The sequence below is a fragment of the Pseudomonas sp. PVC-5-1 genome, from assembly GCF_057444345.1.
The window spans coordinates 1,313,363-1,331,042 of the sequence record NZ_CM172024.1; the positions used below are offsets into that span (position 1 = coordinate 1,313,363).

Annotated in this window: 19 protein-coding genes; 16 read left to right on the top strand and 3 right to left on the bottom strand. The window is 63.5% G+C overall.

What is annotated here, in order from left to right:
* The first annotated feature begins 78 nt into the window (after nt 1-78).
* The 11 genes from cobO to AC2T3R_RS06105 all read left to right on the top strand — a co-directional run bounded on the left by cobO (nt 79) and on the right by AC2T3R_RS06105 (nt 10,293).
* Nucleotides 79-690, top strand: a complete 612-nt coding sequence (gene cobO / locus AC2T3R_RS06055; RefSeq protein ID WP_486744776.1) for a cob(I)yrinic acid a,c-diamide adenosyltransferase — start codon at nt 79-81, stop codon at nt 688-690.
* Nucleotides 687-1,982, top strand: coding sequence for a cobyrinic acid a,c-diamide synthase CobB (locus AC2T3R_RS06060; RefSeq protein ID WP_015269243.1), 1,296 nt, complete (start codon nt 687-689; stop codon nt 1,980-1,982). Before cobO ends, AC2T3R_RS06060 begins: the two co-directional genes overlap by 4 nt.
* Entirely contained in the window at nt 1,979-2,629 is a 651-nt protein-coding gene (gene bluB / locus AC2T3R_RS06065; RefSeq protein ID WP_039615363.1) for a 5,6-dimethylbenzimidazole synthase, read from the top strand. The genes AC2T3R_RS06060 and bluB overlap by 4 nt, the downstream gene beginning before the upstream one ends.
* Complete coding sequence (cbiB, locus tag AC2T3R_RS06070; RefSeq protein WP_015269245.1) at nt 2,626-3,534, top strand: adenosylcobinamide-phosphate synthase CbiB; 909 nt, start codon at nt 2,626-2,628, stop codon at nt 3,532-3,534. The genes bluB and cbiB overlap by 4 nt, the downstream gene beginning before the upstream one ends.
* A complete protein-coding gene (cobD, locus tag AC2T3R_RS06075) occupies nt 3,527-4,519 on the top strand; it encodes a threonine-phosphate decarboxylase CobD (RefSeq protein ID WP_486744777.1) in 993 nt (330 codons plus the stop codon). The genes cbiB and cobD overlap by 8 nt, the downstream gene beginning before the upstream one ends.
* Entirely contained in the window at nt 4,516-5,970 is a 1,455-nt protein-coding gene (locus AC2T3R_RS06080; protein WP_123085853.1) for a cobyric acid synthase, read from the top strand. Before cobD ends, AC2T3R_RS06080 begins: the two co-directional genes overlap by 4 nt.
* Nucleotide 5,971: 1 nt before the next feature.
* The gene (cobU, locus tag AC2T3R_RS06085) at nt 5,972-6,493 is read left to right on the top strand and encodes a bifunctional adenosylcobinamide kinase/adenosylcobinamide-phosphate guanylyltransferase (RefSeq protein WP_013971381.1); all 522 of its coding nucleotides are present in this window, start codon (nt 5,972-5,974) and stop codon (nt 6,491-6,493) included.
* Nucleotides 6,490-7,545 carry a nicotinate-nucleotide--dimethylbenzimidazole phosphoribosyltransferase gene (cobT, locus tag AC2T3R_RS06090; RefSeq protein ID WP_015269249.1) on the top strand — a complete coding sequence of 352 codons (1,056 nt, stop codon included), beginning with the start codon at nt 6,490-6,492 and terminating at the stop codon, nt 7,543-7,545. Before cobU ends, cobT begins: the two co-directional genes overlap by 4 nt.
* Complete coding sequence (locus AC2T3R_RS06095) at nt 7,542-8,108, top strand: histidine phosphatase family protein (protein WP_289805460.1); 567 nt, start codon at nt 7,542-7,544, stop codon at nt 8,106-8,108. The genes cobT and AC2T3R_RS06095 overlap by 4 nt, the downstream gene beginning before the upstream one ends.
* A gap of 1 nt (nt 8,109) precedes the next feature.
* Nucleotides 8,110-8,832: an adenosylcobinamide-GDP ribazoletransferase gene (locus AC2T3R_RS06100; RefSeq protein ID WP_410953559.1), complete on the top strand. Its 723-nt coding sequence runs from the start codon at nt 8,110-8,112 to the stop codon at nt 8,830-8,832.
* A 342-nt stretch (nt 8,833-9,174) separates the two neighbouring features.
* A complete protein-coding gene (locus AC2T3R_RS06105) occupies nt 9,175-10,293 on the top strand; it encodes a glycoside hydrolase family 5 protein (protein ID WP_486745266.1) in 1,119 nt (372 codons plus the stop codon).
* A gap of 203 nt (nt 10,294-10,496) precedes the next feature.
* Here the strand turns inward: AC2T3R_RS06105 and AC2T3R_RS06110 are convergent, their stop codons facing one another.
* A complete protein-coding gene (locus AC2T3R_RS06110) occupies nt 10,497-11,447 on the bottom strand; it encodes an IS110 family transposase (protein ID WP_486743821.1) in 951 nt (316 codons plus the stop codon).
* 340 nt (nt 11,448-11,787) lie between these two features.
* Here AC2T3R_RS06110 and AC2T3R_RS06115 point away from each other — a divergent pair, with 340 nt between their 5' ends.
* From AC2T3R_RS06115 to AC2T3R_RS06130, 4 genes are all read left to right on the top strand, one after another.
* The gene (locus AC2T3R_RS06115; protein ID WP_013971386.1) at nt 11,788-12,192 is read left to right on the top strand and encodes a MarR family winged helix-turn-helix transcriptional regulator; all 405 of its coding nucleotides are present in this window, start codon (nt 11,788-11,790) and stop codon (nt 12,190-12,192) included.
* Between the two features lie 64 nt (nt 12,193-12,256).
* On the top strand, nt 12,257-13,459 hold the full coding sequence (locus AC2T3R_RS06120; protein ID WP_023662693.1) for an MFS transporter: 1,203 nt from the start codon (nt 12,257-12,259) through the stop codon (nt 13,457-13,459).
* A complete protein-coding gene (locus AC2T3R_RS06125) occupies nt 13,456-13,578 on the top strand; it encodes a hypothetical protein (protein ID WP_013971388.1) in 123 nt (40 codons plus the stop codon). The genes AC2T3R_RS06120 and AC2T3R_RS06125 overlap by 4 nt, the downstream gene beginning before the upstream one ends.
* A 46-nt stretch (nt 13,579-13,624) precedes the next feature.
* Nucleotides 13,625-14,176: a glutathione peroxidase gene (locus AC2T3R_RS06130; RefSeq protein WP_410953561.1), complete on the top strand. Its 552-nt coding sequence runs from the start codon at nt 13,625-13,627 to the stop codon at nt 14,174-14,176.
* Between the two features lie 776 nt (nt 14,177-14,952).
* Here AC2T3R_RS06130 and AC2T3R_RS06135 read toward each other — a convergent pair.
* Nucleotides 14,953-15,213 (bottom strand): DUF2798 domain-containing protein, encoded by a 261-nt coding sequence (locus tag AC2T3R_RS06135; RefSeq protein WP_486744778.1) that lies wholly within the window; start codon nt 15,211-15,213, stop codon nt 14,953-14,955.
* A 114-nt stretch (nt 15,214-15,327) separates the two neighbouring features.
* On the opposite strand from AC2T3R_RS06135, the gene AC2T3R_RS06140 reads away from it, so the two are divergent.
* The gene (locus tag AC2T3R_RS06140) at nt 15,328-16,257 is read left to right on the top strand and encodes a LysR family transcriptional regulator (RefSeq protein WP_486744779.1); all 930 of its coding nucleotides are present in this window, start codon (nt 15,328-15,330) and stop codon (nt 16,255-16,257) included.
* A 41-nt stretch (nt 16,258-16,298) separates the two neighbouring features.
* Here AC2T3R_RS06140 and AC2T3R_RS06145 read toward each other — a convergent pair whose 3' ends face one another.
* Nucleotides 16,299-17,579, bottom strand: a complete 1,281-nt coding sequence (locus tag AC2T3R_RS06145) for an OmpP1/FadL family transporter (RefSeq protein WP_013971392.1) — start codon at nt 17,577-17,579, stop codon at nt 16,299-16,301.
* Between the last annotated feature and the right edge of the window lie 101 nt (nt 17,580-17,680).

Here is a 17,680-nt window from a genome sequence, read left to right on the forward strand (position 1 = left end):
CCCCTGCGCGTTCTCCGTCTGCCCGCCTTTTATCTGTCGCCGCGCGTTGCCGCGGGCGCCAGCCAGCGGAGAACCCTGATGAGCGAAGCCACCGAACGCGACGAACGCCACCTGGCGCGCATGCAGCGCAAGAAGGCGATCATCGACGAACGCATCGCCAATTCCCCCAACGAATGCGGCCTGCTGCTGGTACTGACCGGCAATGGCAAGGGCAAGAGCAGCTCGGCCTTCGGTATGCTCGCGCGCGCACTGGGCCATGGCATGCAATGCGGTGTGGTGCAGTTCATCAAAGGCCGCAACAGCACCGGCGAAGAGCTGTTCTTCCGCCGTTTCCCCGAGCAGGTGCGCTACCACGTGATGGGCGAGGGCTTTACCTGGGAAACCCAGGATCGCCAGCGCGACATCGCCGCCGCCGAAGCCGCCTGGGCCGTTTCGCGCCAGTTGCTGCAAGACCCTGCCGTGCAGTTCGTGGTGCTCGATGAACTGAACATCGCCCTCAAGCACGGCTACCTCGACCTTGACCAGGTGCTGTCCGACATCCAGGCCCGCCCACCGATGCAGCATGTGATCGTCACTGGCCGTGCCGCGAAACCCGAGATGATCGAGCTGGCCGACACCGTGACCGAAATGGGCATGCTCAAGCACGCGTTCCAGGCCGGTATCCGTGCACAGAAGGGCGTGGAACTGTGAGCCAGTCGCGCCATTGCCCTGCGGTACTGATCGCGGCACCGGCCTCTGGTCAGGGCAAGACCACCGTCACCGCCGCCCTGGCCCGCCTGCACCGCAACCTTGGGCGCAAGGTGCGGGTGTTCAAGTGCGGCCCCGACTTTCTCGACCCGATGATCCTTGAGCGGGCCAGCGGCGCGCCGGTGTACCAGCTCGACCTGTGGATGATCGGCGCCGAGGAAAGCCGCCGCCTACTGTGGGAGGCAGCCGGCGAGGCCGACCTGATCCTGATCGAAGGGGTGATGGGGCTGTTCGACGGCACGCCGTCCAGCGCCGACCTGGCGCGTCACTTCGGCGTGCCGGTACTGGCGGTGATAGATGGCACGGCCATGGCCCAGACCTTTGGCGCCCTGGCCCTGGGCCTGGCACGCTACCAGGCGGACCTGCCGTTTGCCGGTGTGTTGGCCAACCGGGTGGGCAGCCTGCGCCACGCGCAACTGCTGGAAGGTAGCCTGACCGAAGGCCTGCGCTGGTATGGCGGCTTGTCCCGCGAGCGCGGTATAGAGCTACCCAGCCGCCACCTGGGGCTGGTCCAGGCCAGCGAGCTGAACGACCTGGACGCTCGTCTGGATGCCGCTGCCGAAGCGCTTGGCGCCAGTTGCGATGCCGCCTTGCCGCCGCCAGTGACCTTTGCCGAACCCGAGCCGCAAGCCAGTGTCGCCTCGTTGACCGGTGTGCGCATTGGCGTGGCGCGGGACGAGGCCTTTGCCTTCACCTATGGCGCCAACCTCGACCTGCTGCGCAACCTGGGCGCGCAGCTGGAGTTTTTCTCGCCGCTGCATGACCGCGAACTACCAGCAGTGGACAGCCTGTATCTGCCGGGCGGTTATCCCGAACTGCACCACCACGCCCTGGCTGCCAACGCGCCGATGAGCGAGGCGATCCGTGCCCATCACGCCCAGGGCAAACCGTTGCTGGCAGAGTGCGGCGGCATGCTGTACCTGCTCGATGCCCTGACCGACGTGGCCGGCGAGCGTGCCGAGCTGCTCGGCCTGCTGCCGGGCGAAGCGACCATGCAGAAGCGCCTGGCTGCCTTGGCCCTGCAGGCGGTGGAACTGCCGGAAGGCACCCTGCGCGGTCACACCTATCACCATTCGTTGACCAGTACCGTACTGGAGCCGATCGCACGTGGTCTGAGCCCCAACGGCGGGCGCGGCAACGAAGCGGTGTACCGCCTGGGTCGGCTGACGGCTTCCTACGTGCACTTCTATTTTCCCTCCAACCCTGATGCGGCGGCGGCGCTGTTGCGACCATGAGCGAACACGCCTACAGCGACGCCGAGCGCGCCGCGATCTATCGGGCCATCGGCGAACGCCGTGACATGCGCCATTTCGCCGGTGGCGAGGTAGCCCCCGAACTGCTGGGCCGCCTGTTGGCTGCCGCGCACCAAGCGCCGAGTGTCGGGCTGATGCAGCCCTGGCGTTTCATCCGCATCACCCGGCGCGATTTGCGTGCGCGCATCCAGGCGTTGGTGGAAGCAGAGCGGGTGCGTACCGCCGAAGCCTTGGGCGAACGCTCCGACGCCTTCATGAAACTGAAGGTGGAAGGCATCAATGACTGCGCCGAGCTGCTGGTGGCCGCCCTGATGGACAACCGCGAGCCGCATATCTTCGGCCGCCGCACCCTGCCGGAAATGGACCTGGCCTCGCTGGCCTGCGCCATCCAGAACCTTTGGCTGGCAGCCCGTGGCGAAGGCCTTGGCATGGGTTGGGTGTCGCTGTTCGACCCGCAGGCGCTGGCGGCGCTGCTGGGTATGCCGACCGGGGCCAAGCCGGTCGCGGTGCTGTGCCTGGGGCCGGTGACCGAGTTCTACCCGGCACCAATGCTGGTGCTGGAAAACTGGGCCGAGGAACGGCCCTTGAGTGAAATGCTCTTTGAGAACCAATGGGGAGAGCGCCAATGAGCGTGGCTTTGCTGACCGTGGCCGGGGTGGCCCTGGATGCCTTGCTGGGCGAACCGCAGCGGCGCCATCCGCTGGTAGCCTTCGGCAACATGGCCAGTAACCTGGAGCGCCGCCTGAATGCCGGTGGGCGCGGCTGGCGCAGTCACGGGGTGAGCGCATGGTTCCTGGCTGTGGTGCCGCTTACCCTGGTGGCACTGATCCTGTCCTGGCTGCCGTACATCGGCTGGCTGGTCGACGTGCTGGCGCTGTACTGCGCCGTCGGGCTGCGCAGCCTGGGTGAACACGTGTTACCAGTGGCCAGTGCCTTGCGCCAGGGTGACCTGCAAGAAGCGCGGCGCCGTGTGGGCTACCTGGTCAGCCGCGAAACCCGCGAACTTGACGAGCCTGCGGTGGCCCGGGCGGCCACCGAATCGGTGCTGGAAAATGGCAGCGATGCGGTATTCGCCGCGCTGTTCTGGTTCGTGGTCGCCGGCGCGCCTGGCGTGGTGCTGTACCGCCTGAGCAACACCTTGGACGCCATGTGGGGCTACCGCAATGAGCGCTTCGAACGCTTCGGCTGGTGTGCGGCGCGTGTCGATGATGTGCTCAACTATATTCCCGCCAGGCTGGTGGCGTTGACCTACGCGCTGCTGGGCAAGACCCGCCTGGCCCTGGCCTGCTGGCGCAAGCAGGGCCCGCTGTGGGACAGCCCCAATGCCGGGCCGGTGATGGCCGCCGGTGCTGGTGCGTTAGGGGTGGAACTCGGTGGCCCGGCGGTGTACCACGGCGAGCTGCATGAGCGGCCACGCCTGGGTGATGGGCCAATGGCCGACGCCGACGCCATCGAGCGCGGCTGGGGCCTGGTGCAGCGCGGCGTATGGCTGTGGCTGCTGGTGATCTGCCTGGGGGCCTATATCAATGCTTGAACACGGAGGCCGCCTGCTGCGGGCGGTACGGCAATACGGCATCGCCCGCGAGCAGTGGCTCGACCTGTCCAGCGGCATTGCGCCATGGCCTTTCCCGATTCCACCGATCCCCATGGAGGCCTGGGCCCGCCTGCCGGAGACCGAGGACGGCCTGGAGGACGCCGCGCGTGAGTATTACGGCGCCCGCCAATTGCTGGCGGTGGCCGGTTCCCAGGCCGCGATCCAGGCCTTGCCGCTGTTGCGCGCAGCCGGCCGGGTAGGGGTGTTGACGCCATGCTATGCCGAGCATCCATACGCCTGGCAACGGGCGGGGCACCAGTTGCTGGAGCTGGACGAAGCGCAGGTCGAGGCGACGCTCGACAGCCTCGACGTACTGGTGCTGGTGAACCCCAACAACCCTACCGGCCGCCGGGTGCCGCGTGAACGCCTGCTGGATTGGCACGCACGCCTGGCCGCCCGCGGTGGCTGGCTGCTGGTCGACGAAGCGTTCATGGACAACACCCCGGCAGAAAGCGTGGTCGATTGTGCCGAGCGCCCGGGGCTGATCGTGCTGCGCTCGTTCGGCAAGTTCTTCGGCCTGGCCGGCGTGCGCCTGGGGTTCGTTGCCGCCGAACGCAGCCTGCTGCTGCGCCTGGCCGAGTTGCTCGGCCCGTGGACTGTCAATGGCCCGACCCGGGTGCTGGCCCAGGCCAGCCTGGCCGACCACGCCGCCCAGCGTGTGCAGGTCGAACGCTGCGCTGCTGCCAGCCAGCGGCTGGCTATGCTGTTGCGCAGCGTCGGTCTGGCGCCCAACGGTGGTTGCGATCTGTTCCAGTACGTGCGCAGCGAGCACGCTGCGCAACTGCATGACTTTCTCGCCCGCCGCGGCATCCTGGTGCGGCTGTTCGAGCAGCCGCAGGCGATACGCCTGGGGCTGCCAGCCTGTGCGGCGGACGAACAGCGCCTGGCGCAAGCCCTGGCGGCCTATCAGAAGGAAACGGCATGACCACCCTCATGGTGCAAGGCACCACCTCCGACGCCGGCAAGAGCACGCTGGTGACCGCACTGTGCCGCTGGCTGTTGCGCCAGGGCGTCGGCGTGGTGCCGTTCAAGCCGCAGAACATGGCGCTGAACAGCGCGGTGACCGCCGATGGCGGTGAAATCGGCCGGGCCCAGGCGGTGCAGGCCCAGGCCTGCCGGCTGCAACCGCATACCGACATGAACCCGGTGCTGCTCAAGCCCAACAGCGACACCGGCGCCCAGGTGATCATCCATGGCCGTGCCGTCACCAGCATGAACGCGGTGGCCTACCACGACTACAAGGCTATCGCCATGCAGGCGGTGCTGGCTTCGCACCAGCGTCTGAGTGCTGCCTGGCCGGTGGTCATGGTCGAAGGCGCGGGCTCGCCGGCGGAGATCAACCTGCGTGCCGGTGACATTGCCAACATGGGTTTTGCCGAAGCGGTGGACTGCCCGGTGATCCTGGTTGCCGACATCAATCGTGGTGGTGTTTTCGCCCATCTGGTCGGCACCCTGGAACTGCTGTCGCCCAGTGAGCAGGCGCGGGTAAAGGGCTTTGTCATAAACCGCTTCCGCGGCGACATCGCCCTGCTGCAGCCGGGGCTGGACTGGCTGGAACAGCGCACCGGCAAACCGGTACTGGGCGTGCTGCCGTATGTTAACGACCTGCATCTGGAAGCCGAAGACGGCATCGACGCACGCCAGGGGGCAAAGGCCGAGCGCGTGCTCAAGGTGATCGTCCCGGTGCTGCCGCGTATCAGCAACCACACCGACTTCGACCCACTGCGCCTGCACCCCCAGGTGGACCTGCAGTTCATCGGCGCGGGCCAGCCGATCCCGGCCGCCGACCTGATCATTCTGCCGGGCTCCAAGAGTGTGCGCGGCGACCTGGCGCAACTGCGTGAGCGCGGTTGGGACAAGGCCATCGACCGGCACCTGCGCTATGGCGGCAAGCTGATCGGGATCTGCGGTGGCCTGCAGATGCTGGGCCGCGAAGTGCATGACCCGCTTGGTCTCGAAGGGGCCGCTGGCTCCAGCCCGGGGCTTGGCCTGCTCGATTATGCGACGGTGCTCGAAGCCGAGAAGCAACTGCGCAACGTTGCCGGCACGCTGAACCTGGAAGCAGTCCCGGTTGCCGGTTATGAAATTCATGCCGGCGTCACCACGGGGCCTGCCCTGGAGCAGCCAGCCGTGCAACTTGCCGATGGCCGTTGCGATGGTGCTGTCAGCGCTGATGGCCAGATACTTGCCACCTACCTGCACGGCCTGTTTGAAGGCAGCCAGTCGTGCGCGGCGCTGCTGCGCTGGGCTGGGCTGGATGATGTGCAGGCCGTCGATTACCAGGCTCTGCGCGAACGTGATATAGAGCGCCTGGCCGACCTGGTGGAAAAGCACCTGGACACCGCGCGCCTGCGCCAGCTCTGTGGGGTGGCCTGACATGCTCAACCTGATCCTCGGCGGCGCCCGCTCGGGCAAGAGCCGCCTGGCCGAACAGCTGGCCAGCGCCAGTGGCCTGCCGGTGACCTACATCGCCACCAGCCAGCCGCTGGATGGTGAAATGAACGAACGCGTGCTGCTGCATCGCCAGCGTCGCCCTGATGACTGGGGGTTGATCGAGGAACCCCTGGCCCTGGCCGCGGTACTGCGCGCCGAAGCGGCCGAAGGGCGCTGCCTGCTGGTGGATTGCCTGACCCTGTGGCTGACCAACCTGCTGATGCTCGAAGACGACCAGCGCCTGGCCGAGGAGCGTGATGCGCTACTGGCCTGCCTGGAACAGTTGCCGGGCACGGTCATCCTGGTCAGTAACGAAACCGGCCTGGGCGTCGTGCCCATGGGCGAGCTGACTCGTCGCTATGTCGACCTGGCCGGCTGGCTGCACCAGGCCGTGGCCGAACGCTGTCAGCGCGTGGTGCTGACTGTGGCCGGCCTGCCCCTAATGCTCAAAGGACCTGCACTATGACCCAAGCCTGGTGGCGTGACGCCTGCCAACCTCTCGACAACGCCGCCATGGACCAGGCCCGCGCCCGTCAGCAACAGCTGACCAAACCTGCCGGTTCGCTAGGCCAACTGGAAGGATTGGCCATTCAGCTGGCCGGCCTGCAGGGGTGTGAACGGCCGACCTTGGATAACGCCGCAATCAGCATTTTTGCCGGTGACCACGGCGTGGTCGAGGAAGGCATCTCGGCCTACCCGCAAGCGGTGACCGGGCAGATGCTGCGCAACTTCGTCGGTGGTGGCGCGGCAATCAGCGTGCTGGCGCGCCAGCTGCAGGCGAGTCTGGAAGTGGTCGACCTGGGCACCATCGACCCCCACCTGGAACTGCCTGGCGTGCGCCACCTGCGCCTTGGCGCCGGTACCGCCAACTTCGCCCGCCAGCCGGCGATGACCGAGGGCCAGCTGCAGGCCGCCCTGCAGGCCGGTCGCGATAGTGCCCTGCGCGCCGCCGAACAGGGCGCGCAGCTGTTCATCGGGGGCGAGATGGGTATTGGCAACACCACGGCTGCCGCTGCCCTGGCCAGCGTGTTGCTCGGCTGCCCGCCGGCTGAATTGAGTGGCCCGGGTACCGGCCTGGACCACGCCGGGGTGCGGCACAAGGCCGAGGTCATCGAGCGTGCGTTGAGCCTGCATGGCCTTAGCGCCAACGATCCATTGCAGGCACTGGGCTGTGTCGGTGGTTTCGAGATCGCGGCCTTGGCCGGTGCCTACATTGGCTGCGCGCAGGCGGGTATCGCGGTACTGGTGGACGGCTTCATCTGCAGTGTCGCCGCGCTGCTGGCGGTGCGTCTCAACCCGCAGTGTCGGGCCTGGCTGGTGTTTGCCCACCAAGGCGCAGAGCCTGGGCACAAAGCCTTGCTCGACGCCTTGCAGGCCGAGCCGTTGCTGGCCCTGGGCCTGCGCCTGGGCGAGGGCAGTGGTGCTGCCCTGGCTGTGCCGCTGTTGCGCCTGGCCTGTGCGTTGCACGGGCAGATGGCGACCTTTGCCGAGGCTGCGGTGGCGGACCGCCCGGCATGATCCTCGACCTGCTGCGCCATGGCGAAACCGAACAGGGCGGCCTGCGTGGCAGCCTTGATGATGCCTTGACCGACAAGGGCTGGGCGCAGATGCGTGAAGCCGTGGCCGAAGCCGGCCCGTGGGAGGTGCTGGTCAGTTCGCCGCTGCAGCGCTGTGCGCGTTTTGCCGAGGAACTGGGCGAGCGGCTGAACCTGCCTGTGCAGCGCGAAGCGGCATTGCAGGAGCTGCATTTTGGCGACTGGGAGGGCCGTAGTGCGGCGCAGATCATGGAAGACCAGGCGGACGCGCTGGGGCGCTTCTGGGCGGACCCTTACGCGTTTACGCCACCTAATGGCGAGCCAGTCGAGGCGTTCGCCGAGCGAGTGCTGGCCGCTGTCGAGCGCCTGGGTCGCCAGCATGCTGGCAAGCGCGTGCTGCTGGTCACCCATGGCGGTGTGATGCGGCTGCTGCTGGCACGTGCCCGTGGTCTGCCAAGGGCGCAGTTGCTGCAGGTCGAAGTCGGCCACGCTGCGCTCATGCGATTGGTGCCGGGTGACGACGGCCAGTTGGTCGAGGGGCGCTGAGATGTTGCCATTGTGGATTGCCTTGCAGTTTCTCAGCAGCCTGCCGGTGAGTCTGCCGGGCATGCCGGCGCCGCGCGAGGTTGGGCGCTCGCTGCTCTGCTACCCGCTGGTCGGGTTGCTGTTCGGCCTGTTGCTGTGGCTGGCCAGCTACCTGCTGCAGGGCACGCCTGCGCCGCTGCACGCGGCCATGCTGCTCACGTTGTGGGTGTTGCTCAGTGGCGCCTTGCACCTGGATGGCCTGGCGGACAGCGCCGACGCTTGGCTTGGCGGTTTCGGTGACCGCGAACGCACCTTGCTGATCATGAAGGACCCACGTAGCGGGCCGATTGCCGTGGTCACCCTGGTGCTGGTGCTGTTGCTGAAGTTCTGCGCTTTGTGGGTGCTGGTCGAGCAGGGCATTGGCGCACAGTTGCTACTGGCACCGTTGATCGGGCGGGCGGCGATGCTCGGGCTGTTCCTGAGTACGCCATATGTACGGCAGGGCGGTTTGGGGCAGGCGCTGGCCGAGCACCTGCCCCGGCATGCGGCCGGCTGGGTGCTGCTGGGCTGTGTGCTTTTCTGTCTGGTCCTGGGCGGGTGGATCGTGGTGCTGGCGTTGGCGGTGTTTGCCTGGTTGCGGCACCTGATGTGCCGGCGCCTGGGCGGGACTACCGGCGATACCGCTGGTGCAATGCTGGAGTTGCTCGAACTGGCCGTGGTGCTGGGGTTGGCGTTGGGCCTCTGAGCCTTGCTCTGGGCCCTGTAGGAGCGGCCTTGTGTCGCGAAAGGGCTGCAAAGCAGCCCCACAATTTCAGCGTTAGTGCATAAATTGCCGGGGCTGCTTTGCAGCCCTTTCGCGACACAAGGCCGCTCCTACAAATGACCGCGCAATCAGATGTGTCTGTAGGGCGTTTCTGAGCCTAACGTGTCGGTAAATTCCTGAAAAAACTCAGCAAGAACCGGCATCTTTTCACTGGCGTATGCTTGCCCCTCCCGCAAACTGTCGAGGAGTGTCGGCACCATGCGTCATGTCATTCTTGCTGCGTTTTTGTTGGCCATGGGGCCTGCCGCCGTGGCAGCCGATCTCATGGATTTCTGGAACTACCCCCGCCACGGTGGCAACAGCTTCAACCGGCTGCCACCTGACCAAGCCTACTTCGACGCCTTGAGCGGTTATGGCGCGACCTGGGTGCGGCTGTCTTACGACAAATGGCAGCCGGCGGAACGCGATTTCCTCATCGGCGATGCCGATGCCTACCAAGGCCTGCCTGCCGCCGACCTGGCCACGCTGCGAGCTACCCTCGACCGCGCCCACCAGGCCGGCCTCAAGGTGGTCATCGCACCGCTCTCGTTACCCGGCATGCGCTGGTCGCAAAACAACCAGGGCCAGTTCGACGACCGCCTCTGGCAGGACAAACGCTACTGGTTGCAGGCTGCGGCCTTCTGGCGGGATCTGGCCCGTGAGCTGAAAGGTCACCCGGCCATCGCCGCCTACAACCTGGTCAACGAGCCCGCCCCGGAGAAGCACGGTGGCCTGGCCGAGCATGCCGACCCTGGGCAAATGCAGCAGTGGTATGCAGGGCAGCAGGGCAGTGCGCGTGATCTGCCGGCTCTGTATCGGCAGTTGATAGCGGCCATTCGCGAGGAGGACGCGGACACGCCGGTCATGCTCGATGCCGGCTGGTTCGCCGCCGCTGATGCCTTCGGTTACTGGCCGGCTCCCCTGGAAGACCAGCGGGTGCTGTACAGCGTGCACATGTACGAGCCCTATCTGGTGACCAGTGCACCGAACATGACGCGCAAGCAACCCATCGCCTATCCCGGCCCGGCACCGTTTGCGGGGCAGACGCAGCAGTGGGATGGCCAGCGTGTGGCGCAATACCTGCGCCAGCCGCTGGACTGGGCCGCGGCCATGAACGTGCCCCGCTCTCGGTTGGTGGTGGGCGAGTTCGGCTGCATGCGCAGGCTGCCGGGCTGCCGGCAATACCTGGAAGACGTGCTCAGCGTGCTGGATCGCCACCGGTTGCACTGGGCCTTCTACAGCTTCCGTGAAGACAACTGGGATGGCATGGACTACGAGCTGGGCTCGACCAAGGTGCCGTGGCGCTATTGGCAGGCAATCGAGCAGGGCACTCCAGACCCGCTGGCGCGCAAGGCTACAGTAGAGTTCGAGCCGATTCGCCGGCGCTTGAACCTGGTTAAGTAATTGGGGCCGCTTTGCGGCCCATCGCCGGCAAGCCAGCTCCCACAGGTACAGCGACAACCTCGAGAGCAACGCTGTACCTGTGGGAGCAACTGTCTTTAGAAATTTATTTTCAAGCGTGCCATTCGGGCAGGGCTTCGCTCGATACCGCGTAGCGGTGTCGTTGGCGAAGCCCGCATTTGTAGAAAATCGATCCTCGTTCGTGATCAGGTTGCGGGTACCTGAGGCTTGAGCTCTTTCCACTCCGTTCCGTCACGCAGCATTGCGTTCAGGCGCACCAGCAACACGCGCATGCACGCCACTGCGGCAACTTTTGCGCACTTGCCTCGGGCTATCAGGTCTTCATAGCGGGTTCTAACTTCTGGGACATGCTGGATCATTGACCAGATCGACATGTAGGCCGCCTTGCGGACTCTGTAACGCCCGCCTTCGATCTTCCTCGGGCCACTCTTCTTGCCGCTGTCTTTGTTGTACGGCGCTAACCCAGCCAAGGCTGCAATTTCGCGCCCCGTCACGCTTCCCAGCTCAGGTAGGTAGGCCATGAAGGTGCCACAACTGATGACGCCAATCCCTTTCACAGACCTTAGCCGCATGGCTGTCGTGCGATCCAGCACGTTCGAGGCGCGCTCAATCGCCTTGTCCAAAGCCTTAATCTGATCATTCAGGTAAGCGACATGCTCGGTATAAACGGTAATGGCCGTAACTGAAGTGGTTTGTTTCATCCGACGCTTGTCATCATCCCGATGCTGGACAAGATTGCCACGGAGTTTGATGAGCTCTCCCAGTTCATCCCGATCTTGATTAGGCTCTATCTGCGGCAAGTCCTCGAAATCCCTGGCAAACCGCGCCAGCATCTGGGCGTCGATCTTGTCAGTCTTGGCAATTTTGCCCATGGCACTCGCATAGTCCCGACAGCGCTTGGGGTTGACCCTGATGACGTTCAAACCCTCCAGTCGCAAGGCTTTGAATACGGCTCGTTCATAGCCACCAGTGGCTTCCAGCAAGACCCGTTCGACCTCAAGCTCGTTCAGGCATGCGATCAGTTGCGCAAAGCCCTCTGGGTCATTCCTGACCTGGAACTGGGGAATACTTTCAGGAAGAAAGCCCACATCCAGAGTCGCTTTCGAAACGTCGAGACCAACGAAGTAGGAAATCATCGCCAAGCCCTCTTACACTCAAGAAGTGAGAGCACTCTGACTTAGCCCTAGCTTGTGACTACGAGTTCGCCACTCATTCAACTGTTCGGGCTTAGGTCAGAGTGAGAGGTGGATGGCGACTAGGCTCCCACTCGTGCTTTAGAGCACATCTGGCTTTCAGTCTGCCATCCACTGCTCTCACCCTTTCGAGTTTAAGAGACCTTGAAGACACAAGCTGGCTTGCCGGCGATGGGCTGCGTAGCAGCCCCATTAACGCTATCTGACAGGCATTAGGGCTGAGGGGCGTCGGTAATCGTGAAATTTCTTGCAACACACATGACGCGGGTATATACACGTATCCATGTTGACCAGTGAATGCATCTGCACCCATCTGCGTCGCGCCGCCCGTGGGGTGAGCCGGCATTACGACGAGGCCCTTGCCAGCTTTGGGGTCAATGTCGCCCAGTTTTCCCTGTTGCGTCATCTGCAGCGGCTCGATCGTCCCAGTATCACCACCCTGGCGGAGGCCATGGGCCTGGAGCGCAGTACCCTGGGCCGCAACCTACGGGTGCTGGAGGCTGAAGGGCTGGTGGCCTTGGCCGATGGTGACGACCAACGCAACCGCGTGGTGCTGCTGACCGAGGCCGGTACCCAATTGCTGCACGCGGCCCATCCGGCCTGGGAACAGGCACAGGCAGAGTTGGTGGAGCGGCTGGGGGCAGGGCAGCGGGATGAACTGGTCCGTTTGCTGAATCAGTTGGCTTGAAATTGATACGACTATAAGCGGGTATATACCCGTAAAACCTTGCGATGTGCTGGAGATAACGGCAATGACTTCGGTGTGGCGAACCAGCGGGTGGGTATTGGTGGGGGCAGCGCTGATCCTGGCGCTATCCCTGGGTGTGCGGCACGGCTTCGGCCTGTTCCTGGCGCCTATGAGCGCGGACTTCGGCTGGGGGCGTGAGGTGTTTGCCTTCGCCATTGCCTTGCAGAACCTGATCTGGGGGCTGGCACAACCATTCGCCGGCGCCCTGGCCGACCGCATGGGCGCGGCGCGGGTGGTGATCATTGGCGGTATTCTCTACGCTGCCGGGTTGGTGTTGATGGGCATGGCCGACTCGGCCTGGTCGTTGTCGCTGAGTGCCGGCTTGTTGATCGGTATCGGTCTGTCCGGCACCTCGTTCTCGGTCATCCTCGGCGTGGTCGGGCGTGCCGTGCCGGCGGAAAAGCGCAGCATGGCCATGGGCATTGCCAGCGCTGCCGGTTCTTTCGGCCAGTTCGCAATGTTGCCGGGCACTCTCGGCCTTATCCAGTGGCTGGGCTGGTCCGCAGCGTTGCTGGTACTGGGCCTGATGGTGGCGCTGATCGTGCCCTTCGTCGGCCTGCTGCGCGACCGGCCTCTGCCCACTCATGGAGCCGAACAGACCCTGAGCCAGGCTTTGCGCGAGGCTTGCTCGCACTCAGGCTTCTGGTTGCTGGCGCTGGGCTTTTTCGTTTGTGGTTTCCAGGTGGTGTTCATTGGCGTGCATCTGCCGGCCTACCTGGTCGACCAGCATCTTGCCGCGACTACTGGCACCACGGTGCTGGCGCTGGTAGGCCTTTTCAATATCGTCGGTACCTTCACTGCCGGCTGGCTGGGTGGGCGCATGTCCAAGCCGCGCCTGCTGACCGGGTTGTACCTGCTGCGTGCGGTAGTGATCGTGCTGTTCCTCTGGGCGCCAGTGACCGAATTCAGTGCTTATCTGTTCGGCATCGCCATGGGCCTGCTGTGGTTGTCCACGGTGCCGTTGACCAATGGTACCGTTGCCACCGTATTCGGCGTGCGCAACTTGTCCATGCTTGGCGGTATCGTCTTCCTGTTCCACCAGCTGGGTGCCTTCCTGGGCGGTTGGTTGGGCGGGGTGGTGTATGACCGCACCGGCAGCTACGACATGGTCTGGCAGATTTCCATCCTGCTCAGCCTGCTGGCTGCCGCCCTCAACTGGCCCGTGCGCGAACGCCCGGTTGCCCGCCTGCAGGCCCAGGCCGCATGAACCGCTACCTGGCTCGAGGGCTACTGGCCCTCGCCGCCCTGTCGTTGCTGGCGCTGGTGTGGTGGGGCTGGCACAAGGGCGGGATGGCGTTGATGCAACTGGGCATGAGTGTTTGTTAGGCGCTACCCTGCAAGTTCGAGGATTGTCTTGCGGGAGAAAAGAGTCATGCGTGCACATTGGTTGACGGTGCCGGTGCTGGCCCTGCTTGCCAGCGCATCGAGCTGGGCTGCTGATTGCCCGGCGTTGTTGCAGGGCAGCCTGCCAGAGTTGCGGGGCAAGGGGCAGGTGGACCTGTGCGAGCGCTTTGCCGGCAAGCCGCTGGTGGTGGTGAATACGGCCAGTTACTGCGGTTTCGCGCCGCAGTTCGAGGGGCTTGAGGCGACGTACAAGGAATATCACGAGCAAGGCCTGGAAATGCTTGGTGTGCCATCCAATGACTTCAAGCAGGAGGACGCCGACAGCGAGAAGACTGCCAAGGTTTGTTATGCCAACTATGGCGTCACCTTTACCATGACCAAGACACAGGCGGTTCGGGGCGCGGATGCGATACCGCTGTTCGCGGAGCTGGCAAGCCAGAGCAGTGCGCCGAAGTGGAATTTCTACAAGTACGTGGTGGACCGCAAGGGCAAGGTGATTGATAACTTTTCCAGCCTGACCAAGCCGGATGATCCAGCATTCCGGGCAGCCATCGAAAAGGCCATTGCCTCCCAGCCATAACCTAGCAGCTCTTGCTCTTGCTCTTGCTTCGGCTTTTGCTTCTAAGTGCGCGATAGTTCAGGCGCCGCAGATTGCGACTTCAGGAGGCCGAGCGAAGGGACTGCGGAGGGAGGTGACGGGCATGGATGCCCGTCAAGCGCTGAGGCCCCATGGATGGGGCCTGCAGCGCGTCCTCCCGGGAGCAAGACCGGCGCGAGGGAACCCCGTAGCGTAGCGGAGGGGCCGGATGATGGGAGCGCAGCGTTTTTTGGTTACTTTTTGTCGCGTTTGACAAAAAGTGACTCGCCGTAAGGGCGAAAAGGTGAGTAAGCGTCGCCATCGTAAATGGACTATGCGCGAGATCAATACCAGTACTTTTCCGCTCTTCGCTCTTCGCTCTTCGCTCTTCGCTCTTCGCTCTTCGCTCTTCGCTTTCAAGCGTGGGCATCAACAACAAGGTCAACATTCATTTTCGAAGGTGGCGCTTAATCACCTTTCCGCCCTTACGGCGGGTCACTTTTTGTCAAACGCGACAAAAAGTAACCAAAAAACGCTGGCTCCCATCATCCGGCCCCTACGCTGCGCTCCGGGGTCCCCTCGCTACGGGCCTGCTCCCGGGAGTACGCGCTGCAGGCCCCATCCATGGGGCCTCAGCGCTTGACGGGCATCCATGCCCGTCACCTCCCTCCGCAAGCCCTCTGCTCGGCCTCCTGAAGTCGCGAAGATCAAGATCAAGATCAAGATCAAGATCAAGATCAAGATCAAGAGCCGGGGACTTGTCTGGGTTTCAGGTTACTTCACTTTACATGCACAGTAATCGCCACCAACCGCACAACCACCGGCCTGACCATCAATACACAGACGAACGCCACAGGCATCGCCAACTGGTAAGCCTTCAGCACGTTGCCAAGGTACTCAGGGTTGACCCCCGCATTCGCTGCCGTGATCACGAAACACATCAATAGCGCCATGATCGACGACATGTAGAAGGCAAAAACGTAGGGCGTGGCGCCCGGGTGCAATTTGCGTCGGCCGCGTGCCTGGGACAGGTTGCTCATGCGAACTCCTGAAAAGTAAGTAGAGACGCAGGTTAGCAACGCACCTGGCAACAGTTGTAGACCAGTCGTATTGAGTTCTTTATAAAGAGATTCTTACGAATCAAAGGGCTCAGCATGGACCTGCTCAACGCCATTCGCAGCTTCATCAAGGTTGTCGAGGCCGGCAGTATCGCCGCCGGTGCCCGCAACCTGGGCCTGAGCCCGGCTGCGGTCAGCCAGAACCTGGCACGCCTGGAAGGTCACTTGCAGGTTCGCCTTCTCAGCCGTACCACCCGCAGCATGGCGCTGACACCCGCCGGTACTCAGTATTACGAACGCGTCAGGCACATCGAGCGCGATCTGGCCATGGCCGAACAGGCTGTCATCACCCCCGACAGTGAACCCCAAGGACGGCTCTGCATTGCTTCGACATCCGCCTTCGGTCGCCATGTCCTGGCGCCATTGATACCTGCGTTCAGTGCCCGCTACCCACTGCTTTCGATAGAGTTGGTAACGACTGATCGCCGGGTCAACCACGCGCGGGAGGATGTGGATGTAAGCCTGCGCATTACCCCGCAGCTAGAAGACCAGTTGCTGGCCAGGCATATCGCCCGCATCCCGTTCGTTTGCTGTGCCTCACCCGGTTATCTGCAAAGCGCCGGAGTGCCGGCCACGCCCGAGGCGTTGCGTGAGCACCGCTGCCTGGTGTTCCGCTACCCGGTGGATGGACGCTTCCTGCGTTGGGGGTTCATGCGCGACGGGCTGCGGTTCGAGGCAGAGTTCGGTAGTGTCCTGATCAGCGACGACATCGATGCCCTGACCCAGATGGCGCTGCACGATGGCGGCATCACCCGCCTTGCCGAGTTCATCGTAAGGCCGCATCTGGATAACGGGGCGCTGGTGCCGTTGTTCGAATACAGCGATAGCGGCCAGGCCTATGCCCAGACCGAACCGATGGATATCTATCTGTGCCTGGCCGACCGCTTTGCCATGACCGCAAAAGTACAGGTGTTCATGGACTACCTGCGCGAATGCCTGGGCGATGACTGGCAGGTGAAGGTGTAAAAAAACCGCCACGAGGGCGGTTTTCATGTCACGCGTATGAATCAGAAGCGGTAGGTAAGGGATGCACCAATACCGTGAGCACTGTTCTCATACTTGGCCTGATAGGTGCCTTTCAGCGCCTGTTGTGTCGGCGAGCCGGACACATTGTTCACCTTGGTATCCTCTTCCCACAGATACGAGTAGGCAACATCGATGGTCATGTCGTCGTTCGGGCTCCAACCGGCACCAAAGCTGACAGCCTTGCGGTCGCCGGTAGGAATGCGCGGCGAGCGATCATGGTTGTTGGTGGGCGACTGGTCGACGGAGAAGCCTGCACGCAGGGTCCACTCCTTGTTCACCTTGTAGGCAGCACCAATGGCGTGTGCCCAGGTGTCATGCCAGTTCTGCTCTTCGGTGATGGTCTGCAGTGGGTAGCCCGCCGGTGCTTCGTTCTTGACAACGATGCTCTCCAGGCGGCTCCAGCGAGTCCAGGTGCTACCCGCATAGAGTGTCCACTGGTCATCCAGTTCATGGGTGATCGAGAAATCCACCGATTCTGGCGTCTTTATTTTCAGGCTGGCGTCGAATTTGCCGTTCAGACCGAGGGCTGCAATCGGGTACGACACTCGCGTGTCGCCTTCAAGCTTGTAGTCGACCATCGAGTGATAGGTCAGGCCCAGGCGGGTACGGTCTGTAGCTTGTACGAGGACGCCAATGTTGTAACCGATCGCGGTGTCGTCGCCCTTGATCTTGATTTCGCCATCCGGCCCGTTCGGGCCCAGCAGCGCCTTGCTGGACAGATTCGAGCCCAGTTCACCCTTGATACGGTTGATGGTCGGACCGAAACCGATCGACACCTTGTCGTTGAAGGCATAGCTGATGGTTGGCTGGAAGGTGACGACCTCGACCTTGCTCTTTTTGCCCCAGTAGCGTGCCGCGTCGTCGCTGCCGTAGTCCGTGATCAGGCCGTATGGCACGTAAACGCCGAAACCGACGCTCCAGTGATCATCGATCGGTTTGACGTAATAGCCCATGGGTACACCCACGACCGGGACCATGTCGCCATCGGTTTCCCCCCCGAAATTGCTACCACGACCCGAAATATCAGTTTTGGCAATGACAGCCGCGCCACCCACGGTGACCTGTTCGCGCTTGAGGCGAGACATGCCCGCAGGGTTGCCATACACCGTGCTGGCATCTTCGGCAGAAGACGAACGTCCCGCAAACCCGGTTCCCATGCCGCTGATGCTTTGTTCGTTCAGCGCGAAACCTGCGGCGAGCAGTTGGCTGGAAGCAAGTGCAACGGCTACGCCGAGGGAGGCTTTGAGCATTACTTTTTTCATTATTAGAAAACTCCTTGGGATCTCCGGGGCGAAAAGCTACCAACAAATCACGCGCCGCGCTATAGCCTCAATCGCAGGAGATAGAGCGGTTTTGTAGGACA